We start from the raw sequence: 18050 nt of genomic DNA on the forward strand, positions 1-18050 counted from the left end.
GTCTCGAACGCGCCAAACAGCCGAGCGCGCCGCAGCCGGCAATTGTAACAAACAATCGCCGAAATGGGCCTGTCACATAAGCTTAAACAAAGCTTCATATTGTTGTCACAAAGCATCTCTAAGCTGGTCTCGTCATCAGGGATCAACGTGAAACGGAAAATCGACGATTTCCAACTGCTGCATGAAGGTCGCGGTCGACGCGTGCGGCAAACAACGAGGAGCAGACCATGAAGCTGATTTACTCAATTCATAAGTACGACGTGACGATGTTTACCTGGCTGAACAGCGTTGCCATTCATGCCTATCTAGTGTGCTTTTGCCGCATGATTTCCCGCACCGCCGACGGTTTTCTGTACGTCATTCTCGCGGCCTGGCTCTATTGGGATCAAGGGATTAACGATGCGTTATTGCGGGCCATGATCTTGGCGTTTTTGATCGAAAGGCCGGTTTATACACTGCTGAAAAAAGGCTTTAAACGCAACCGTCCGCAACAAGCGCTGCAAGATTTCAAGAGCGTGATTACGCCCTCGGATCAATTCAGTTTCCCCTCAGGACATACTTCGGCCGCCTTCATGGTGGCAACCTTAGTGGGCTATTTCGCGCCTGCGTTGCTGCCGGTTCTTTATGTTTGGGCCGCGCTGGTGGGTTTTTCCAGAGTGGTTTTGGGCGTGCATTTTCCCACCGATACGCTGATGGGTGTGGTTTTGGGGGTTAGTACGGCAATTTTTAGTCTCGATTACATTTTATGATGAAAATTTTTTATGGTGTGCAAGGCACGGGCAATGGTCATATCACCCGCGCCCGAGTGATGGCGAAAGAACTATATGCGGCGGGTTTTGATGTCACCTTCCAATTTACCGGCCGGCCGGCGGACAAATACTTCGATATGGAGGTGTTTAACGGTTACCAAGTCAAAACCGGCTTGACCTTTAACACCCACAACGGCCAGGTTAGTTATGTGAAAACCGCGTTGGATGCCAGTCCGATCCGCTTTATCAGAGACATCAGCAGCCTGGACTTAAGCGCTTACGATTTGGTGATCAGCGATTTCGAACCGGTCACTGCCTGGGCGGCGAAACGGCAAAAGAAAAAAGTCTTGGGTATCGGCCATCAATACGCCTTTGGACACAAGATTCCCCGGGCCGGCGGCGATCCGATTGCCGAGCAGGTGATGAAGTATTTTGCCCCGGCCGACATCGGCATTGGTCTGCATTGGCATCATTTCGGCCAGCCGATCTTGCCGCCGATTATCGAAACCCCGGCGTTTCCACAAAATACCCAAGCCAATAAGATTGTGGTGTATTTGCCTTTCGAAGATCCGCAAGCGGTGGTTAAGCTCTTGTGTCCGTTCGAGAATTTTGAGTTTCATGTTTACTCGCCGGAGCCGGCGGTGTCGAAATATCCGCACGTCGTATGCAAACAACTCTCCAGAACAGGTTTTCAGCGGGATTTGTACGATTGTGCCGGCATTATCAGCAACGCCGGCTTTGAATTGGCCAGCGAGTCCTTGCAATTGGGCAAGAAGATTCTGGTCAAACCTTTGCATGCACAAATGGAACAGATCTCCAACGCCGAAGCCTTGAAGCAGCTGGGTTACGGTCACACGATGTTTGATTTGGATGACGCGGTAATCGAGGACTGGCTGCACAATCCGCATGCGGTGCATGTCACTTATCCCAATATCGCTAAAGTGATCGTGCAGTGGCTAATGGACGGCATGCCGGCCATGGACGCGGAATTTACCGAGCGGGTTTGGGAGTCGGTTCAGGTGTTGCAGATACAACACTAAGCCGGGGCTAATCCTTATCTTCGTCGGGTATCAGGCCTTTCAATTGCTGCGATAACAGTGTTTGCGCGCCGGTGGTGACGATTTCTTCGCCGGGCCGCACATCGTCGGCCACGAAATAACCCTGGCTAGTGCTGCTGTATTGCTTGAGCGGCCGGCGACTGAAATGCTCGGTATCGGTTTTGATAAACACAAACGCCTGGCCCAGATGCCAGACCAAGGCCGGTTGCGGGATATTGACGCCTTTAGTGGCTTGGTCGCCCTCCGGAATCCAGGCGGTGATGTGGGTGCCGAACGGCAATTGGCAGTCCGCACACTTGAAAAAATAACGCGGGCCTTGCGATACCGGATCGACTTGCGGGGCGGCGGAAATCAGCTCGGCAGGCAAGGCAGCTTGGCGCTGGCCGCGTTCGTGAATATGGATAAGCTTGACGCCCGGATCGAGCCGGCTATTCGCCGGCAGGGTGATTTGCAGCAATTGCGCGCGATGTTCCAGCAGCTGTGTGGCATTTTTATCCTGAGCATGGGTAAACCAGTGGCTCAAGGTGTCGCCCCAGACCAGCCGGCTATTGGCAACGATCAGTTGCTGCTGGTAGCTGTTGGCGGCCAGATTGGCTTTGTCCGCCTGCCAGATAGCTTGCTGTTCCTGCAGGCGACGGGTGGAAACGATGTCCTGTTGATGCAGGTCACGGGTGCGGTTCAGGTTTTGCGCCGCCTCGCTGTAGCGGGCTTGCGCGCTGTCTTGCTGGGCGCTGGCGGCCAGGAATTGCTGGCGGATATTCAGCAGCGGTTCCAGATTGACGACCGTGCCGTAAGCGGCAAATTCGGGCGTTTGTTTAACCGCTACGAGTGTTTGGGTTTGAATGCCGGCCAGCTTTTGCGCGGCGCTGTCCAGCTGTAATACGTCGGCGGCGGCGTTGCTGTCGGCCACTTTAGTTCGGTCGGTGCTTGCGGGGGCGTCGTCATCGTCCGCCAACCCGGTAGCCGGAGTCAGGCTAAGAATGCCGAGCCAGCCTGCTAGGAAAAGTGCTATGCGCATGAATTTTGTTGAATGTAGTTTGACGTCTGAATAGTCGAACTTAGTTAAGTTCTCACCATATGGTTGGGATTATAAAGTTTGGGCTGGCGTCTGTAATTTTTTGTTGTGTTAAAAAAATAGCCGGTTATCCTTTCGGATTACTGTGACGGCTTGAGGGAAATGCAAATGAGTGAAACACCTGAAAACTTGAAATATGCCGAGACCCATGAATGGGCCAAGCTGGAAGACGGCAATGTCGTGCGCGTCGGTATCACCGACTTCGCGCAGTCCGAATTGGGCGATATCGTGTTTATCGGCTTGCCGGATGTCGGTCGGGTCGTAAAAGCGGGCGAACAACTGGCGGTGGTGGAATCGGTGAAAACCGCTTCCGATTTGTTTAGCCCGGTCAGCGGCAGCGTGGTTGAGGTCAACGAAGCGGTGACGGACGAGCCGGAGTTGGTGAATGACGGCGCGTATCAAACCTGGCTGTTTTGCATCAAAGCCGATAACCCGGCGGAACTGGAACAATTATTGGATGCCGATGCCTATCGGACCCTGATCGAGGAGTAGGAATAAGTAATGGCAAATCAAAATGCAAAGGGATTTAAGCGGCTGATTAATGCCTGCTTTTTTTCGGTCGCCGGCTTTAAGGCCACCTGGCGGCATGAAGAGGCATTTCGTCAGGAAGTGGCCTTGTTCGTGGTGACGACGCCGTTGGCGATCTGGCTGGGGCAAACCGCTATCGAAAAAGTCTTGTTAATCGGTAGCGTGGTATTGGTGTTGCTGGTGGAATTGTTGAATTCCGCGGTAGAGGCGGTCGTGGACAGGGTGGGCTTTGAGCATCACGAGCTATCCGGACGAGCCAAGGACATAGGCTCGGCGGCGGTCATGCTGTCCTTGATTTGGGCCGGCGTGACCTGGGCGTTGATTCTTTGGTAAGCGGTAAAGACGAAGATGAGCGGCTGATTTTGTCGCTTTCGTCTTGTGCCTGTTTCAAACATCCGTTACCTTAAGGCGGCTGAAATCGTCAAACAAGGATAATAATGAGTGCATTGATCTGTGGCTCCATGGCCTACGACACCATCATGGTGTTTCACGACAAATTTAAACATCACATCCTCCCCGAGAAAGTACACATGCTTAACGTGTCTTTCCTGGTGCCGGCCTTGCGCCGCGAATACGGCGGCTGCGCCGGTAACATTGCGTATAACTTGAAATTGTTGCAGGAAGAGCCATCCATCATGGCGACCGTCGGCCACGATTTCGAACCCTATGCGCAATGGCTGAGCCAATGCGGCATTTCCAGCCGTTATATCAAGGTGCTGGATGATCATTACACCGGCCAAGCCTATATCACCACCGATGTAGACGATAACCAAATCACCGCTTTCCATCCCGGTGCCATGAGTTTTTCGCATTTAAATACCGTGCCGGCCGACTCGGGCATTACCATTGGTATCGTCTCGCCGGACGGCAAACAAGGCATGCAGGAGCACGCTCAGCAATTCGCCGAGCAAGGCATTCCATTTATTTTCGATCCCGGCCAAGGCATGCCAATGTTCGATGGCGACGAGTTGCTGGCGTTCCTGGAACTGGCTAATTACGCCACGTTCAACGACTACGAGTCGGAGTTGATGCAGCAGCGCACCGGCCTGACGCTGGAGCAAATTGCCGAAAAAGTCGACGCATTGATCATCACCCTGGGCGGTAACGGCTCCAAGGTCTATACGCGCGGCGAAGTGATCGACATTCCGCCGGCCAAGCCCAAACAAGTGCTGGATCCCACAGGCTGCGGCGACGCTTATCGCGCCGGTCTGCTGTACGGTTTGATCAACGATTACGATTGGGATGTGACAGGTCGGATCGCTTCGCTGTTAGGCGCGATCAAAATCGAGCACAACGGCACCCAGAACCACACCTTTACGATGGCGGAGTTCAAAAAACGCTATCAGGATACTTTTGGTTCGACGTTTTGAGTTTGACTAAAACCCAGGAATTGCTGGCGTTGATGGCCCGCTTGCGCGACCCGGAGACGGGTTGCGCCTGGGACGTCAAGCAGGATTTCCATAGCCTGATTCCCTACACCATCGAAGAAGCCTATGAGGTGGCCGACGCCATCGAACGTAACGATTTCGACGATTTGCGCGGCGAATTGGGCGACCTATTGTTACAAGTGGTGTTTCACTCGCAAATTGCCGATGAGCGCGGTTTATTCGATTTCGAGCAGGTGGCGGCGGCGATAGGCGAAAAGTTAGTCAGCCGGCATCCGCATGTGTTTGCCGATGTAAAGTTCGACACCGATGAGCAGCGCCAGCAAGCCTGGGATGAAGCCAAAGCGCAAGAACGCCGCTTGAAACAGCCTACCCAGCAAACCGAAAGCGTGTTGGCCGGCGTCGCGCAAAGTCTGCCGGCGCTGGTGCAGTGCGAGAAAATTCAAAATCGCGCGGCCAGCCACGGTTTCGATTGGCCGGAAACCGAACCGGTATTCGACAAAGTGCGCGAGGAGTTGCAGGAAGTCCACGAAGCCTGGCAGTCCGGCGATCAAGCGCATATCCAGGAAGAAATCGGCGATTTGCTGCTGGTGGTCGTTAATCTGGCTCGGCACCTGAAAGTCAATCCGGAAATTGCCTTGCGCGAAGCCACCAAAAAGTTCACCCGCCGCTTCAATTACATCGAAAAGCAAGTGGAAGCCTCCGGCCGCGAGTTACGCGATTGCGAATTGGCGGAACTGGACGGCTTATGGGATGAAGCCAAGCGTCACTTAAAGCAATTGCAGCCCCATGGCTAGTCCGCGTAGGAGCGATGTCAGTCGCCTAATACACCTCAGTTTGCTTTTTAGCGTTTGGGCATACAGTGAGACAGCTACGGCCGAATTATTGGGCACAATCTCAGATGAAACCGCACCTATTGTTAAGCCGCTAGAACCTAAAACCGGCAAAAACGACGACCGGAAAATCATCTATCGAGTTATTTGCTCGCCTGAAGATCAAGACTTGCCTGACTGCGACCGGTCAGCCGTTGATGACGGCAACGACGCTGCCACATTGCCGATGCCTGATTTACCGCCGGATAGCGCGGACCTGGCAGAGCAGTCAGCGCAAACTGAGGCCGCGAAACTGACGGCGGAGGAAAAACCGCAGCAATCCGCGCATAAAAAAGTCGCCAAGCTCAGTAAGTCCGCAAAAAAGACTGCCACAAAAAAGGCGGCAGCCAAAAAGTCGGACAGCAAGAAAAAGCCACGCAAATAGAGCGGATGGCCATAGCAAAGCCCATGGTCTGATTTTGCCGCAAGCGGAACTGCCGGCCCGGTTTACGGTCGAGTGGTTCTAAACTTTTCAAGAGGCGTCACCATGAAACTTTCCGGCATCCCCGCAACTCCCGCTTCCGAAATCACGCCTCGCGAGCTGTTTTACCAGCGCCGGCATTTCATGCAGTTGGCACTCGGCGGCTCTACCGCCTTACTCGCTAGCGCGGCTTTCGGCGGCGAAAAGCTGGCAAGCAGCCTCTCCGAAGCCTATGGTCTGACCGATAAATTGACGCCTCTGGAAGACGTCAGCCAATACAATAATTTTTACGAATTCGACACCAGCAAGGAAGGCCCGGCCAAAATGGCCGGCCGTCTAAAAACCCGGCCGTGGACGGTGAGTGTGGAAGGCGAAGTCCGCAAACCCAAACAATTTGCCATAGAGGATTTACTGAAATTGGCGCCGATGCAAGAGCGCATCTACCGCTTGCGTTGTGTGGAAGCCTGGTCGATGGTCATTCCCTGGCTAGGTTATCCCTTGGCGGAGCTGCTGAAACAAGTGGAGCCGACCAGCGATGCCCGTTATGTGGAATTCGTCAGCCTGCACGATCCCGAGCAACTGCCCGGCCAAAGGCGGGCGGTATTGGAGTGGCCGTACCGCGAAGGCTTGCGCATCGACGAAGCCATGCATCCCTTGGCTTTGCTGACCTTTGGTTTGTACGGCGAAGTATTACCTAATCAAAACGGCGCACCGGTCAGAATGGTGGTGCCGTGGAAATACGGTTTCAAAAGCGCCAAATCCATCGTCAAGATTCGCTTGCTCAAGCAGCAGCCCACGACCAGTTGGATGCAAGCCGGCCCAAATGAATACGGTTTCTACGCCAACGTTAATCCAGAGGTCGATCACCCACGCTGGAGCCAAGCCAAAGAGCGCCGCTTGGGCGAGTTTCTAAAACGGCCGACCTTGCCGTTCAACGGCTATGCCGAGCAAGTCGCCGGTTTGTATGCCGGGATGGATTTGACTAAAAACTTTTGACTGTGAATTGGAAAACGCTTGGCGATACTCACCTGCGGCGTTTAAAACCGCTGGTGTTTTTAGCGGCTTTATTGCCCTTGGGGCTATTGTTGACGGCGGCCTGGCAAGAGCAATTGGGTGCTAATCCCATCGAAAAAATCACCCACAACACCGGTTATTGGACATTGACGTTTTTACTTATAAGCCTGGGCGTCACCCCGCTAAGGCAACTGAGCGGGGTAAATTGGTTGATACGGCTAAGGCGTATGCTGGGCTTGTTTGCCTTTTTTTACGCCTGTCTGCACTTTCTGACTTATCTGGTTTTGGATCAGTTTTTCGATTGGTCAGCAATAGCCAAAGACATCCTGAAACGCCCCTACATTACTGTCGGTTTTGCGGCGTTCTTGCTCCTGATTCCTTTGGCCGTAACCTCCACCAATGCTATGCAGCGCCGACTCGGCGGCAAAAATTGGAAACGCTTACACCGCTTAGCCTACCTGATCGCCGGCGCCGGCGTAGCGCACTTTGCCTGGCTGGTAAAAAAAGATTTAAGCAGGCCCTTGCTGTTTGGCGCAGTGCTGGCCGTGTTATTGGGCTTGCGCTGGTTTTATCGTTTTAGAGCTAGCCGTTTACGTCGTTCATATTCCTCGGTTTAGACTAGGCTTATACTTTTTACGCTTTGCAAAGGGATACTAAGTTGCAAACTATTAGACCCAATGTCATCGATATCGAAGCCTCCGGTTTTGGCTTCGATAGTTATCCCATCGAAGTAGGCGTGGTGTTGGGTAACGGGCAAAAATATTGCGCGCTGATCAAGCCTGCGAGTGATTGGAGTTATTGGGATGAGCAGGCCGAACGGGTGCATGGCTTGAGCCGCGAGACACTATACAGTTCCGGAAAGCCTATCTCTCTGGTGGCCAGCGAACTAAATGATTTTTTAGCGGGTAAAACAGTGTATAGCGACGGTTGGGTGGTCGACAAGCCGTGGTTATCTCGCTTGTTTTTTCGGTGCGGCGTACAGCCGGGCTTTTATCTCAGCGCGTTGGAAATGATATTGAAAGAAGCGCAAATGGATATCTGGAGCCAAACCAAACGGCAAGTGATCCAGGATTTAGCCCTGATGCGTCACCGAGCCAGTACCGATGCCTTAATCATTCAGGAAACCTATGCGCGTACCCGGCAATTGATTAATGGTGGATTAGCACCGGCTTGATCTTGCATTGATTGCTGAAATTCGCCTCTTGAATCGTACCGAATTTGCCTAAAGTTGATAACTGTCCGTGGCCTTGATAGCCTATGCCGCCGGCCGGAGCTTCGCGGGGTATTTGGCGGAAAAAAATGAGCCAGGGTTGGTACCAACCCGATAATTATAATAAACGAGAAAATCGAGAGCTCGTACCATGAAACTGGAAACCCAATTTAGCAATCAGCAACTCAAGCGCATCAACGTTCAAGGCATACTTTACATGTGTTCCTGTCCGTCGCAAGTTGGCGGGCAGATCGATAGCTTGCGTAAGCTGTTCGATTACCAGGCCAATTGTGCCGAACGTAGCGCCAGCGACATACAAACCAAGGTGCATCAACGCATCGCCGACGCCACTGAAAAAGCTCATCTGATCATGGAACAGTGTCTGAAAGACATCCTGGAACTGGAAGGCTGGGACCCGGAAACCCTGGAAATGCCGGCTGGCTTGCGGACTTTGCTGGAACAAGAAATAGACAGCGAGTAAGCAAGTGCAGGCAATTCCTTGGGTGAGTGCGTGAGTTGGATTAACGAAAAAATCCAGCGTGGTTTAGAGGCTAGCCTATTTAATTTTGTGTGCAGGGACTGCCTTCATTGCCCGTATTTCTTTTCCAATTCCCGTGATAAGGCGTCGGCTTCCTCGTCGGACATGTTTTCCAATTCGTGCAGACTTTTTCCGGTCACTTGTTTTACCGCCGCTGCGCCTTGGCCTTGGTTAAGCGCACTGCGGGCTTCTTGAGCCAAGCGATTGGCCTCGTCCGTGGTTTGTTTGATCTTGGCATCGTACAAGCGATTCACTTCCGCATCTGATTTGCCCTTGGCCGCCGCACCCAGGTTTTTGCGCTTGCTCTCCATCATTTCCTGGTTGGCTTTGGCATTCGCGGCGTCGATCATTTTTTGTGCCTCGCGTTGTTTGGCTTGTTCGGCGCGCTGCGTGGCTTCCCGCTGTGCTTGTTCTTGCGCTTCCAGTTCCGGGTCCCAGTCGGCCAGGACATTGGTGTTAAATACTGTGATCAAGATCAGTACGATAACGCGATTCATGAAGAGGTCTCCTGGGGATGCGATTTTAATTATTGTGGGTTGTTCAATCTAGTCGAAAAAGTCTTTGCAGACGGCTATTCACTGTAGTCGCGCCTCCTCAGGCCTGTCAATCAATTGTGCGGCAGGTATTCGAATATTCAGTCGTACAGTTAACCTTGTGTCGTATTTCCGGCAATCTTTGCATGGTATTGTTGGGTTTGTTAGGTAGCAGACAGAGGCTAGGTTGATCAAAACGCCAATTGTCTTACCATTTCAAAGGTTTTACGCCTGCCGGTTGGCCGGCATAGATGTTGCTCTGGCTTTGCGGGGCAAGCCCAGTCACCACGGTGGTTGGGCTTGCAACTCGCATAATAACAATCAAGGGTTTTCACCGTCCGGGATTAACTGGATCGGCACAACCGCGGGGGCGGTTTTGAAAACTTGCTGTTTGAAGATACTGGATAACAACAATCAGCGCCGAAAATCGCGTGGTTTCGTCAAGCCAGTCACTTCGATTAGCCATAACGACGACTGGAGTATCGATGATCGAAACCTTTTACGATGTGATGCGCCGGCAGGGCATCACCCGCCGCAGTTTTCTGAAGTTTTGCAGCTTAACGGCTGCGTCGCTGGGTTTGAGTCCGGCCTTCGCGCCGAAAATCGCTCACGCGATGGAAACCAAGCCGCGCATCCCGGTGTTGTGGTTGCACGGCCTGGAATGCACTTGCTGCTCGGAATCCTTCATCCGCTCCGGCCATCCCTTGGCCAAAGATGTGATTTTGTCGATGCTGTCGTTGGATTACGATGACACCATCATGGCCGCCGCCGGCCATAACGCCGAAGCCATCGTTACCGAGATCGTCGAAAAATACAAAGGCAATTACATCCTGGCCGTGGAAGGCAATCCGCCGCTGGCCGAAGACGGCATGTATTGCATCATCGGCGGCAAGCCCTTTGTCGAGCAGCTCAAATACGCTGCCGAAAGCTGCAAAGCCATCATTTCCTGGGGCTCTTGCGCTTCCTGGGGTTGCGTGCAAGCCGCCAAACCCAATCCAACCCGCGCCACGCCGGTCCACAAAGTACCCGGCTTGGCCGACAAACCCATTATTAAAGTCCCTGGTTGCCCGCCGATTGCCGAGGTGATGACCGCTGTGGTGGCTTATCTATTAACGTTCGACAAACTGCCGACCCTGGACAAACAAGGCCGGCCGCAGATGTTCTACAGCCAACGCATCCACGACAAATGCTACCGGCGGCCACATTTCGACGCCGGCCAATTTGTCGAACAATGGGACGACGAAGCCGCCCGCCAAGGCCATTGTCTGTACAAAATGGGCTGCAAAGGGCCAACCACTTATAACGCCTGCTCCACGGTGAAATGGAACGAAGGCACCTCGTTTCCGATTCAATCCGGCCACGGCTGTATCGGTTGTTCCGAAGACGGTTTCTGGGATAAAGGCAGCTTTTACGACCGCCTCACAGGTATCAACCAATTTGGTATCGAAGCCAATGCCGATGTGGTCGGTGGCACTGCCGCCGCGATTGTGGGCGCCGGCGTCGCCGCGCATGCCGGTTTGACGGCTTTGCATAACGCCAAACAAGCCGGGGATAAACAACCAGGAGCGCAGCAATAATGACAGTCCGAAACACCCCCAACGGTTTTAATTTAAACGATGCCGGCCGTCGCGTCGTGGTCGATCCGGTCACCCGTATCGAAGGCCACATGCGCTGCGAAGTCAACATCGACGACGACAACATCATCCGTAACGCCATCTCCAGCGGCACCATGTGGCGCGGGCTGGAAGTGATTTTAAAAGGCCGCGACCCGCGCGACGCCTGGGCTTTCGTGCAACGTATCTGCGGCGTCTGCACCGGCACCCATGCACTGACCTCGGTGCGGGCGGTGGAAGATGCGCTGAAAATCAAGATTCCGGAGAACGCCAACTCGATCCGTAACATCATGCAGCTGAGTCTGCAGGCGCACGATCACTTGGTGCATTTCTATCATTTGCATGCCTTGGATTGGGTGAATCCGGTCAATGCCTTGAAGGCCGATCCAGTGGCAACCTCGGTCTTGCAACAACAGATTTCGCCCAGCAATCCCAAATCGTCGCCCGGCTATTTTCGCGATACCCAAAGTCGTCTGAAAAAGTTCGTCGAATCCGGCCAGCTTGGCCCGTTCAAAAATGGCTACTGGACTAATCCGGCTTATTTACTACCACCGGAAGCCGATTTGTTGGCGGTCACGCATTATCTGGAAGCGCTGGATTTTCAGAAAGACATCATGAAAATCCGCACCATCTTCGGCGGCAAGGACCCGCATCCGAACTGGCTGGTGGGTGGCGTGCCGTGTGCGATCAATCTGGACGGCGTCGGCGCGGTGGGGGCGATCAATATGGAGCGCTTGAATCTGGTGTCTTCGATCATCGACCGCACGATTACTTTCATCGATCAGGTCTATATCCCGGATTTATTGGCTATCGCTCAGTTCTACAAAGGTTGGATGTACGGCGGTGGTTTGGCCGGTGCCAGCATGCTGTCTTACGGCGACATTCCGGATAAGGCCAACGATTATTCCGCCGCCAATTTATTGATGCCGCGCGGCGCGATCATCAACGGCGATTTGACTAAAGTCCACGAAGTCGATTTGACCGACCCCGAGCAGATCAAGGAATACGTGCCGCACTCTTGGTACAAATACCCTGACGAAGCACTGGGATTGCATCCCTATGATGGCATCACCGAACCGAACTATAAAATCGGTGCCAAAACCAAGGGCGACCGCACTAACATCCAGGAACTGGATGAAAGCGCCAAATATTCCTGGATCAAAGCCCCACGCTGGCGCGGCCATGCCATGGAAGTGGGTCCGTTGGCGCGCTACGTCATCGGCTACGCGCAAGGTAACAAGGAAATTACCGAGCAGATCAATTTTGTTTTAAAAAACCTGGACGTGCCTGTCAGTGCCTTGTTCTCCACCTTGGGCCGTACCGCCGCCCGTGGTTTGGAAGCGCAATGGGCCGCCGGCAAGATGCGTTACTTCATGGACAAAATGATCGCCAATCTGAAAACCGGCGATTTAGCCACCGCCAACGTCGAGCGTTGGGACCCGGAAACCTGGCCGAGCAGCGTCAAAGGCGTGGGCTTTACCGAAGCGCCGCGTGGGGCCTTGGGCCACTGGCTGAAAATCGAAGACACCAAAATCGCCAATTACCAATGCGTGGTGCCTACCACCTGGAACGGTTCACCGCGCGACGAGCAAGGCAATATCGGTGCCTTCGAGGCTTCGTTGATGAACACTAAAGTCGAGGTGCCGGACGAACCCGTGGAAATTTTGCGTACGTTGCACAGTTTCGACCCGTGTCTGGCTTGCTCGACCCATGTGATGAGCCCGGACGGTACCGAATTAACCAGTGTCAAAGTCAGATAAGGAATAGCCATGAAAAATTTGTTTTCGCTTCTGTTTCTGCTGGCGCTGGCCGGCAACGCCCAAGCCCATAGTCATCCGGGTATCGATAGCTTTACCCATGCCCTGGAGCATCTGTTGTGGATTCAAGGCCTGTCCATGCCCTACGCCTTGGGAGGCACTTTGATATTGTTGGTGCTGGCTGTGGTGGCGGTTTGCTGGGCTAGCCGCTGGCGGAGACCTTTATGAGCGCGCCGCTGGCTCCGGTTTATGTTTACGAACTGCCGGTCAGGCTCTGGCATGCGGTCAATGCCTTGGCGATTACCGTGCTGGCGGTTAGCGGCTATCTGATTGCATCGCCGTTACCGTCCCCGGTCGGCGAAGCCAGCGAACATTTTCTGATGGGCTATATCCGCTTCGCGCATTTTGCGGCGGGCTATGTATTGGCGATAGGTTTGTTGGGGCGTTTGTACTGGGCCTATGCCGGCAACGAACACGCCCGGCAAATCTTTTTTCCACCTTTGCTGCAAGCGCATTTCTGGGCTGGCGTCCTACAGGAAGTGCGTTGGTATGCCTTTATAGCCAAAGCGCCGCACCATTACATTGGCCACAACCCGTTGGCGATTTTAGCGATGCATTTTGTATTGGTGTGGGGCTCGCTGTTCATGATCTTCACCGGCTTTGCCTTGTACGGCGAAGGCGAGGGCCAAGGCAGTTGGCAATATGCCTTGTTCAGCAGTTGGCTACTGCCGCTGTTCGGTGATAGTCAAACCGTACACACCTGGCATCATCTAGTGATGTGGTTCATCGTCTGCTTTGTGTTGATTCATATTTATGTCGCGGTGCGCGAAGACAAATTGTCCGGGCAAAGCATGCTGGCCACGATAGCAACCGGCTGGCGCACCTTTAAAGACGATAAGCCGGTGGACGATGCCCACTAAATGCGTAGGGTGGGCACGGTTTTGGTGCCCACGCGGATTCGAACGGTGGGCACTTGACCGTGCCCACCCTACGCTTGTCTGAGCGGTCCATGGCAAGTACTCCATTCAACATCCTGCTACTCGGCATCGGCAACCTGTTGTGGGCCGACGAAGGCTTTGGCGTGCGCGTCATCGAACATCTGCAAAAATACTACCGCTTCCCGGATAACGTGCAAGTGGTGGATGGCGGCACGCAAGGGGTTTATCTGATCGAACATGTGCAAGCGGCGGACATATTGATTGTGTTCGACGCGGTCGATTACGGCTTGCCGCCTGCCACCATGAAGCGGGTCGAAAACGATGAGGTGCCGAATTTCCTCGGTGCCAAGAAAATGAGCCTGCATCAAACCGGCTTTCAGGAAGTGTTGGCGCTGGCGCAAATGCTCGGTCAGTATCCGCAACATTTATTGTTAATCGGCGTGCAGCCCGAAGAGCTGGAAGATTACGGCGGCAGCCTGCGGCCCGCCGTCAAGGCGCAGATTCAACCGGCCATCGATATGGCTTTGACCTATTTACAAGACTTTTCTGTACAGGCCGAATGCGTCGGTACCCCGCTGGAATTGGCCGATCCGATCTTAAATATCCAACGCTACGAACAGGAACGTCCTACGCCCGAACAAGCCTGCCGGCTGGGCGACGAACGTATCGTATTATCCGCTGCTTTTGAAGTGAAACCGCCACCGGCGTCCGACCAGCCCAGTCTGCAAGTCGATGTCGATTTCCGGGGCAAATACTGATGTGTATCGGCATCCCCATGCAAGTCATCGAATCGCGTGGCGATACCGCACTGTGTGAATACCGCGGCCAAACTACGCTGATCGACATGATGTTGGTCGGCGAACAAGCCGCCGGCACTTGGTTGCTGGTATTCCTGGACGCGGCGCGGGAAGTTATCACCGCCGAAAAAGCTCGCCAAATCGCCGATGCCTTGGAAGCCATGCGCTTAGCCATGCAAGGCGAAACCAACTTCGACCATTTATTCGCTGACCTGGTCGACCGCGAACCCGAGCTGCCGGAGTTTTTACGCACATGAGCACGCCCTTGCTGGATCAGTTGCACACCCGCCATGGCCTGCCACTGCTGGATGCCGACAGTTACGACAACTTTATTTACGGCCACGACACCGTGGTGTTGTTCTTTGCCAACGACCCGGTCATGTTTCCGGAAAGCCACGACGTCGCGGTGATATTGCCGGAGCTGTTAAAGGTGTTTGCCGGCCGATTGCATGGTGCGCTGGTCGATAAAACCATCGAACGCGAGCTGCAGGCCAAGTTTCACTTTAGCAGTTGGCCGTCCTTGGTATTTTTGCGCGGCGGCGACTATTTGGGTGTGATTACCGGGATCAAGGATTGGGCGGAATACGGGCAGGAGTTTGTCAGGATTCTTGCAGCCGAGCCGGGGCAGCCGCCGGGGTTTGATCTTGGGAAGGTTTGTGGGGTTGGACAAGCTTAGTTTTTAAAAATGTAGGTTGGGTTAGCTCGTTAGAGCGTAACCCAACACTCGAAGCTCAACGCCTTTCTGTAGCTAGTGTTCTTCGTGGTCGAGGATTAAATTCTCACCCGCTCTTTAACAATTTGGTGTCGCTATCGCGACGGGTGTTTTGAAGTCGGGTCTCGGCCCGACGGCCGAAATACTTTCTTTTGCGTGGCCAAAAGAAAGTATTCAAAGAAAAGGCCACCCGGTATTCCGCCTTAATCCTGCGCTTCTCGCTTTTGCCGAGGGTTTTCGGAAGGGCCATCCCTGGCCCTCCGAAAACGAGCGGCATCCTTGCCGCTCCCCTTCGGGCTGATCTCGCCAAAAGCTGCGATGCTCGGGGCGGAATAACGGGAATCCTTCACTTCAGCGGTTATTATGTGTAGCAAAGATTTTTTGGTAGGCTGGGTTGGAACGATAGTGTAAACCCAGCTTCTGTCTATATTCGTTCCTATCCGAGATTACATTTATTACGTGCCTTTCGTGGAAGACAACGAAACGATATTTCTGAAAAATATCATTCCAAGTCGTAAATATCACAAGCAATATTTTAAAGAGGTTCATCATGACCACTGAACTATCGGTTGAAGAACAAGGGATTGTCGATTATGTCGAAGGCGGTGCGGCTGTTAGTATCAATAATCTGGACGATGAAAAAAGCCGGTACGGCCAGATTGCCCGTGATCAGATCGGCAAAAAGAAAACGGTCAGTATTCGGTTGTTGGAAAGCGATCTCGAACGTTTGAAGGCGCAGTCGGTTAGCCAGGGATTGCCGTATCAGGTTTTGATTAGTTCGTTGATACATCAGTATGCGAATGGGAAGATTAAATTTGATGCTTGATGAGTGAGTGTTTCTAGTTTGCTGGTTCCCGGCCTCCAGGTTTTTGCTGGTTCCCAACCTCCAGGTTGGGAACCATTGCCTTGGAAGCTCTAGCTTCCAATCTTGTGGATAAAATGTGTCGCTGTCGCGACGGGTGTTTTGAAGCCGGGTCTCGGCCCCACAGCCGAAATACTTTCTTTTGCGTGGCCAAAAGAAAGTATTCAAAGAAAAGGCCACCCGGTATTCCGCCTTAATCCTGCGCTTCTCGCTTTTGCCGAGGGTTTTCGGAAGGGCCATCCCTGGCCCTCCGAAAACGAGCGGCATCCCTGCCGCTCCCCTGCGGGCTGATCTCGCCAAAAGCTGCGATGCTCGGGGCGGAATAACGGGGACAACCCCGTCGCCAGATGAAAGGTTGTAAGATTATTTTGAACGCTAGGTTTGTAATTGTGTTGTAGGATGCTGCCGACGTAAGGTGGGGAGGAGTCCATATAAGGCGCATCGTTCGCGACCGATGCGATGCGCTTCACTCCGTTCAGCACATCCTACAGGACTAAACACCTACCATTAGTTAAGTATTTGATCGAAAAGTGCATTGCCTCAAGGCTAATTAAACAGAGGGGGCGCGTGGCATATTTAACCAGACCGTTTTATAAATAGATGTTGATTATTTTTTGCTTGGCAATAGAATGGAGGTGCGGAGGTTCATTGACATGCGAATGATTTTAATTATTTGTTTTTTAGTAATACCAAATATATGTAAAGCAATTGTTCCGATCAAAAATCAAGATAATGAGGTGTTAAATGAAACGTATATAGCCAAAAGTGGTTATATTTATTTAGCAGATGCCTTGAAAAAAGAAATACAACCTGCTGGGTTGGCATATATACCTGCCGGTACAAGATTTCTAGCACATAACAAAATTCTTAATTATGAAGGGAGGTCGTGGCGCTTAATTCTTACGGAAAATGGATTGTATGGTTACATAATTGATAGTTCTGATAATTATTGGAAGCCTAGTGTTATTGATATTTTTATAAAAAATCAGTTGGTTTCTATTGTTAAGATGAGTTACAACATTAAAATACCTCTTTCCAAGTCGGAGGTTAATGTAACGCTCACTCCAAGTGAAATTTATCAAATTGTCAGAGAGTCAGAAGAAGGTGTAGTTATTCTGATTGGGCAGGACAAGCTTCCTGAAATTAAAGATGCAAATTTCCATATAACTGTTCCAAAGGAAGTGGTTTCTGTTTACAGAAAGGATAATTTTCTTAAGCATGAATCGATAAACAAGTTTGTCGACAAAAAAGTCGAAGGCGCTCCTGCGTTATTTAAAGAATGTGGCAGAGAGCAAATTACTACGTCAAAATCAGGCGGTAATTTTGGGATAAGTGTTGAAAAGTTTTTTAGCGCGATCAATATGGGCGTTAATGCAGAAATAGAAAAAAATGAAATACTTTCTTTTGAAAAAGATGTAAGTGTTGCGAGATGGTATTATGAAAGAACGGATAAAATGGGTTATTATGCTTTGACAAAAAAAACAGATTGTGTGTCTCAGAAATCAGTATACAGTATTATGTATTCAGGTGGAGAAGAGCTAAAATTTAATGAAGAAGTTTTAGATAAAAAGTTAAGTCTAGTTGCTACGGGGCAGGTTCTGCTCACGTGTCTTGATAACTACTTTGTTTTATCAAGGATACTGAAAGACAGAGGGTTCTCAGAAGAAGAGATACCTTTTATAATTTCAAGAGTTTCAAAAATTCAATCTCCAGCAGGACAGTGTAATAAAGATAATCAGAAACCGCAGAATACAATGATTTAAATATTAAATTCCTTTAAAAGTTAAGTATGGTAGGCTATTTTTTTCGGATATTGGAAACATCTTGCTAAGTAGAGTGGGCAATTTTGCCTATCGATGACTACTTTCATTCGTTGCGCGGCAAATATTACGCTAGGTTCCTTTCCGCGTGGGCGCGAAAACAGTGCGCCCACCCTAAATTTTTGAGATTCGTTTTAAATTTTGGGTTTGTTTTACTCCCGTTATTCC

Annotated in this window: 22 protein-coding genes; 20 read left to right on the top strand and 2 right to left on the bottom strand. The window is 51.8% G+C overall.

What is annotated here, in order from left to right; genetic code table 11:
• Positions 1-227 precede the first annotated feature (227 nt).
• Both EBB_RS06795 and EBB_RS06800 read left to right on the top strand, forming a co-directional pair.
• A complete protein-coding gene (locus tag EBB_RS06795) occupies positions 228-749 on the top strand; it encodes a phosphatase PAP2 family protein (RefSeq protein WP_192393019.1) in 522 nt (173 codons plus the stop codon).
• The gene (locus EBB_RS06800; protein ID WP_192393572.1) at positions 749-1789 is read left to right on the top strand and encodes an MJ1255/VC2487 family glycosyltransferase; all 1041 of its coding nucleotides are present in this window, start codon (positions 749-751) and stop codon (positions 1787-1789) included. Before EBB_RS06795 ends, EBB_RS06800 begins: the two co-directional genes overlap by 1 nt.
• A 7-nt stretch (positions 1790-1796) precedes the next feature.
• Here the strand turns inward: EBB_RS06800 and EBB_RS06805 are convergent, their stop codons facing one another.
• Positions 1797-2825: an efflux RND transporter periplasmic adaptor subunit gene (locus EBB_RS06805; protein ID WP_192393020.1), complete on the bottom strand. Its 1029-nt coding sequence runs from the start codon at positions 2823-2825 to the stop codon at positions 1797-1799.
• Positions 2826-2990: 165 nt separating this feature from the next.
• Between EBB_RS06805 and gcvH the strand changes: the two genes are divergently transcribed.
• From gcvH to EBB_RS06850, 9 genes are all read left to right on the top strand, one after another.
• Positions 2991-3374: a glycine cleavage system protein GcvH gene (gene gcvH / locus EBB_RS06810; protein WP_192393021.1), complete on the top strand. Its 384-nt coding sequence runs from the start codon at positions 2991-2993 to the stop codon at positions 3372-3374.
• Positions 3375-3383: 9 nt separating this feature from the next.
• Positions 3384-3743 carry a diacylglycerol kinase gene (locus EBB_RS06815; protein WP_192393022.1) on the top strand — a complete coding sequence of 120 codons (360 nt, stop codon included), beginning with the start codon at positions 3384-3386 and terminating at the stop codon, positions 3741-3743.
• A 104-nt stretch (positions 3744-3847) separates the two neighbouring features.
• The gene (locus tag EBB_RS06820; protein ID WP_192393023.1) at positions 3848-4780 is read left to right on the top strand and encodes a carbohydrate kinase family protein; all 933 of its coding nucleotides are present in this window, start codon (positions 3848-3850) and stop codon (positions 4778-4780) included.
• Positions 4777-5592 (top strand): nucleoside triphosphate pyrophosphohydrolase, encoded by an 816-nt coding sequence (mazG, locus tag EBB_RS06825; RefSeq protein ID WP_192393024.1) that lies wholly within the window; start codon positions 4777-4779, stop codon positions 5590-5592. The genes EBB_RS06820 and mazG overlap by 4 nt, the downstream gene beginning before the upstream one ends.
• Before the next feature lie 88 nt (positions 5593-5680).
• Positions 5681-6052: a hypothetical protein gene (locus EBB_RS06830; protein WP_192393632.1), complete on the top strand. Its 372-nt coding sequence runs from the start codon at positions 5681-5683 to the stop codon at positions 6050-6052.
• A 102-nt stretch (positions 6053-6154) separates the two neighbouring features.
• Positions 6155-7084, top strand: coding sequence for a protein-methionine-sulfoxide reductase catalytic subunit MsrP (gene msrP / locus EBB_RS06835; RefSeq protein ID WP_192393025.1), 930 nt, complete (start codon positions 6155-6157; stop codon positions 7082-7084).
• A gap of 2 nt (positions 7085-7086) precedes the next feature.
• Positions 7087-7719, top strand: coding sequence for a protein-methionine-sulfoxide reductase heme-binding subunit MsrQ (msrQ, locus tag EBB_RS06840; protein ID WP_223146805.1), 633 nt, complete (start codon positions 7087-7089; stop codon positions 7717-7719).
• 41 nt (positions 7720-7760) lie between these two features.
• Positions 7761-8276, top strand: a complete 516-nt coding sequence (locus EBB_RS06845; RefSeq protein ID WP_192376340.1) for a hypothetical protein — start codon at positions 7761-7763, stop codon at positions 8274-8276.
• A gap of 187 nt (positions 8277-8463) precedes the next feature.
• Positions 8464-8793 (top strand): hypothetical protein, encoded by a 330-nt coding sequence (locus tag EBB_RS06850; protein ID WP_223146806.1) that lies wholly within the window; start codon positions 8464-8466, stop codon positions 8791-8793.
• 104 nt (positions 8794-8897) lie between these two features.
• Here the strand turns inward: EBB_RS06850 and EBB_RS06855 are convergent, their stop codons facing one another.
• Complete coding sequence (locus tag EBB_RS06855) at positions 8898-9347, bottom strand: hypothetical protein (RefSeq protein WP_192376339.1); 450 nt, start codon at positions 9345-9347, stop codon at positions 8898-8900.
• A 521-nt stretch (positions 9348-9868) separates the two neighbouring features.
• Here EBB_RS06855 and EBB_RS06860 point away from each other — a divergent pair.
• The 9 genes from EBB_RS06860 to EBB_RS06900 all read left to right on the top strand — a co-directional run bounded on the left by EBB_RS06860 (position 9869) and on the right by EBB_RS06900 (position 17825).
• Positions 9869-10960 carry a hydrogenase small subunit gene (locus EBB_RS06860; protein ID WP_192393026.1) on the top strand — a complete coding sequence of 364 codons (1092 nt, stop codon included), beginning with the start codon at positions 9869-9871 and terminating at the stop codon, positions 10958-10960.
• Positions 10960-12756, top strand: a complete 1797-nt coding sequence (locus EBB_RS06865) for a nickel-dependent hydrogenase large subunit (RefSeq protein ID WP_192393027.1) — start codon at positions 10960-10962, stop codon at positions 12754-12756. The genes EBB_RS06860 and EBB_RS06865 overlap by 1 nt, the downstream gene beginning before the upstream one ends.
• A 9-nt stretch (positions 12757-12765) precedes the next feature.
• Positions 12766-12981, top strand: a complete 216-nt coding sequence (locus EBB_RS06870) for a hypothetical protein (RefSeq protein ID WP_192393028.1) — start codon at positions 12766-12768, stop codon at positions 12979-12981.
• A complete protein-coding gene (gene cybH / locus EBB_RS06875; protein WP_192393029.1) occupies positions 12978-13673 on the top strand; it encodes a Ni/Fe-hydrogenase, b-type cytochrome subunit in 696 nt (231 codons plus the stop codon). The genes EBB_RS06870 and cybH overlap by 4 nt, the downstream gene beginning before the upstream one ends.
• An 89-nt stretch (positions 13674-13762) precedes the next feature.
• On the top strand, positions 13763-14449 hold the full coding sequence (locus EBB_RS06880; RefSeq protein WP_192393030.1) for a HyaD/HybD family hydrogenase maturation endopeptidase: 687 nt from the start codon (positions 13763-13765) through the stop codon (positions 14447-14449).
• The gene (locus EBB_RS06885) at positions 14449-14745 is read left to right on the top strand and encodes a HypC/HybG/HupF family hydrogenase formation chaperone (RefSeq protein WP_192393031.1); all 297 of its coding nucleotides are present in this window, start codon (positions 14449-14451) and stop codon (positions 14743-14745) included. The genes EBB_RS06880 and EBB_RS06885 overlap by 1 nt, the downstream gene beginning before the upstream one ends.
• Positions 14742-15164, top strand: a complete 423-nt coding sequence (locus tag EBB_RS06890) for a thioredoxin domain-containing protein (RefSeq protein ID WP_192393032.1) — start codon at positions 14742-14744, stop codon at positions 15162-15164. Before EBB_RS06885 ends, EBB_RS06890 begins: the two co-directional genes overlap by 4 nt.
• Positions 15165-15750: 586 nt before the next feature.
• On the top strand, positions 15751-16026 hold the full coding sequence (locus EBB_RS06895) for an antitoxin (protein WP_192393033.1): 276 nt from the start codon (positions 15751-15753) through the stop codon (positions 16024-16026).
• Between the two features lie 689 nt (positions 16027-16715).
• A complete protein-coding gene (locus EBB_RS06900) occupies positions 16716-17825 on the top strand; it encodes a hypothetical protein (protein WP_192393034.1) in 1110 nt (369 codons plus the stop codon).
• The last annotated feature ends 225 nt before the right edge of the window (positions 17826-18050 follow it).

This window comes from Methylomonas fluvii, assembly GCF_014850975.1.
Taxonomy (GTDB): domain Bacteria; phylum Pseudomonadota; class Gammaproteobacteria; order Methylococcales; family Methylomonadaceae; genus Methylomonas; species Methylomonas fluvii.

Coding starts and splice junctions, on each gene's coding strand:
- EBB_RS06800 (WP_192393572.1), top strand. CDS start 749: ATGAAAATTTTTTATGGTGTGCAAGGCACGGGCAATGGTCATATCACC.
- EBB_RS06805 (WP_192393020.1), bottom strand. CDS start 2,825: ATGCGCATAGCACTTTTCCTAGCAGGCTGGCTCGGCATTCTTAGCCTG.
- EBB_RS06885 (WP_192393031.1), top strand. CDS start 14,449: ATGTGTATCGGCATCCCCATGCAAGTCATCGAATCGCGTGGCGATACC.
- EBB_RS06900 (WP_192393034.1), top strand. CDS start 16,716: ATGCGAATGATTTTAATTATTTGTTTTTTAGTAATACCAAATATATGT.
- msrP (WP_192393025.1), top strand. CDS start 6,155: ATGAAACTTTCCGGCATCCCCGCAACTCCCGCTTCCGAAATCACGCCT.
- EBB_RS06880 (WP_192393030.1), top strand. CDS start 13,763: ATGGCAAGTACTCCATTCAACATCCTGCTACTCGGCATCGGCAACCTG.
- EBB_RS06850 (WP_223146806.1), top strand. CDS start 8,464: ATGAAACTGGAAACCCAATTTAGCAATCAGCAACTCAAGCGCATCAAC.
- EBB_RS06795 (WP_192393019.1), top strand. CDS start 228: ATGAAGCTGATTTACTCAATTCATAAGTACGACGTGACGATGTTTACC.
- EBB_RS06890 (WP_192393032.1), top strand. CDS start 14,742: ATGAGCACGCCCTTGCTGGATCAGTTGCACACCCGCCATGGCCTGCCA.
- EBB_RS06860 (WP_192393026.1), top strand. CDS start 9,869: ATGATCGAAACCTTTTACGATGTGATGCGCCGGCAGGGCATCACCCGC.
- EBB_RS06895 (WP_192393033.1), top strand. CDS start 15,751: ATGACCACTGAACTATCGGTTGAAGAACAAGGGATTGTCGATTATGTC.
- EBB_RS06820 (WP_192393023.1), top strand. CDS start 3,848: ATGAGTGCATTGATCTGTGGCTCCATGGCCTACGACACCATCATGGTG.
- gcvH (WP_192393021.1), top strand. CDS start 2,991: ATGAGTGAAACACCTGAAAACTTGAAATATGCCGAGACCCATGAATGG.
- EBB_RS06815 (WP_192393022.1), top strand. CDS start 3,384: ATGGCAAATCAAAATGCAAAGGGATTTAAGCGGCTGATTAATGCCTGC.
- cybH (WP_192393029.1), top strand. CDS start 12,978: ATGAGCGCGCCGCTGGCTCCGGTTTATGTTTACGAACTGCCGGTCAGG.
- EBB_RS06865 (WP_192393027.1), top strand. CDS start 10,960: ATGACAGTCCGAAACACCCCCAACGGTTTTAATTTAAACGATGCCGGC.
- EBB_RS06870 (WP_192393028.1), top strand. CDS start 12,766: ATGAAAAATTTGTTTTCGCTTCTGTTTCTGCTGGCGCTGGCCGGCAAC.
- EBB_RS06855 (WP_192376339.1), bottom strand. CDS start 9,347: ATGAATCGCGTTATCGTACTGATCTTGATCACAGTATTTAACACCAAT.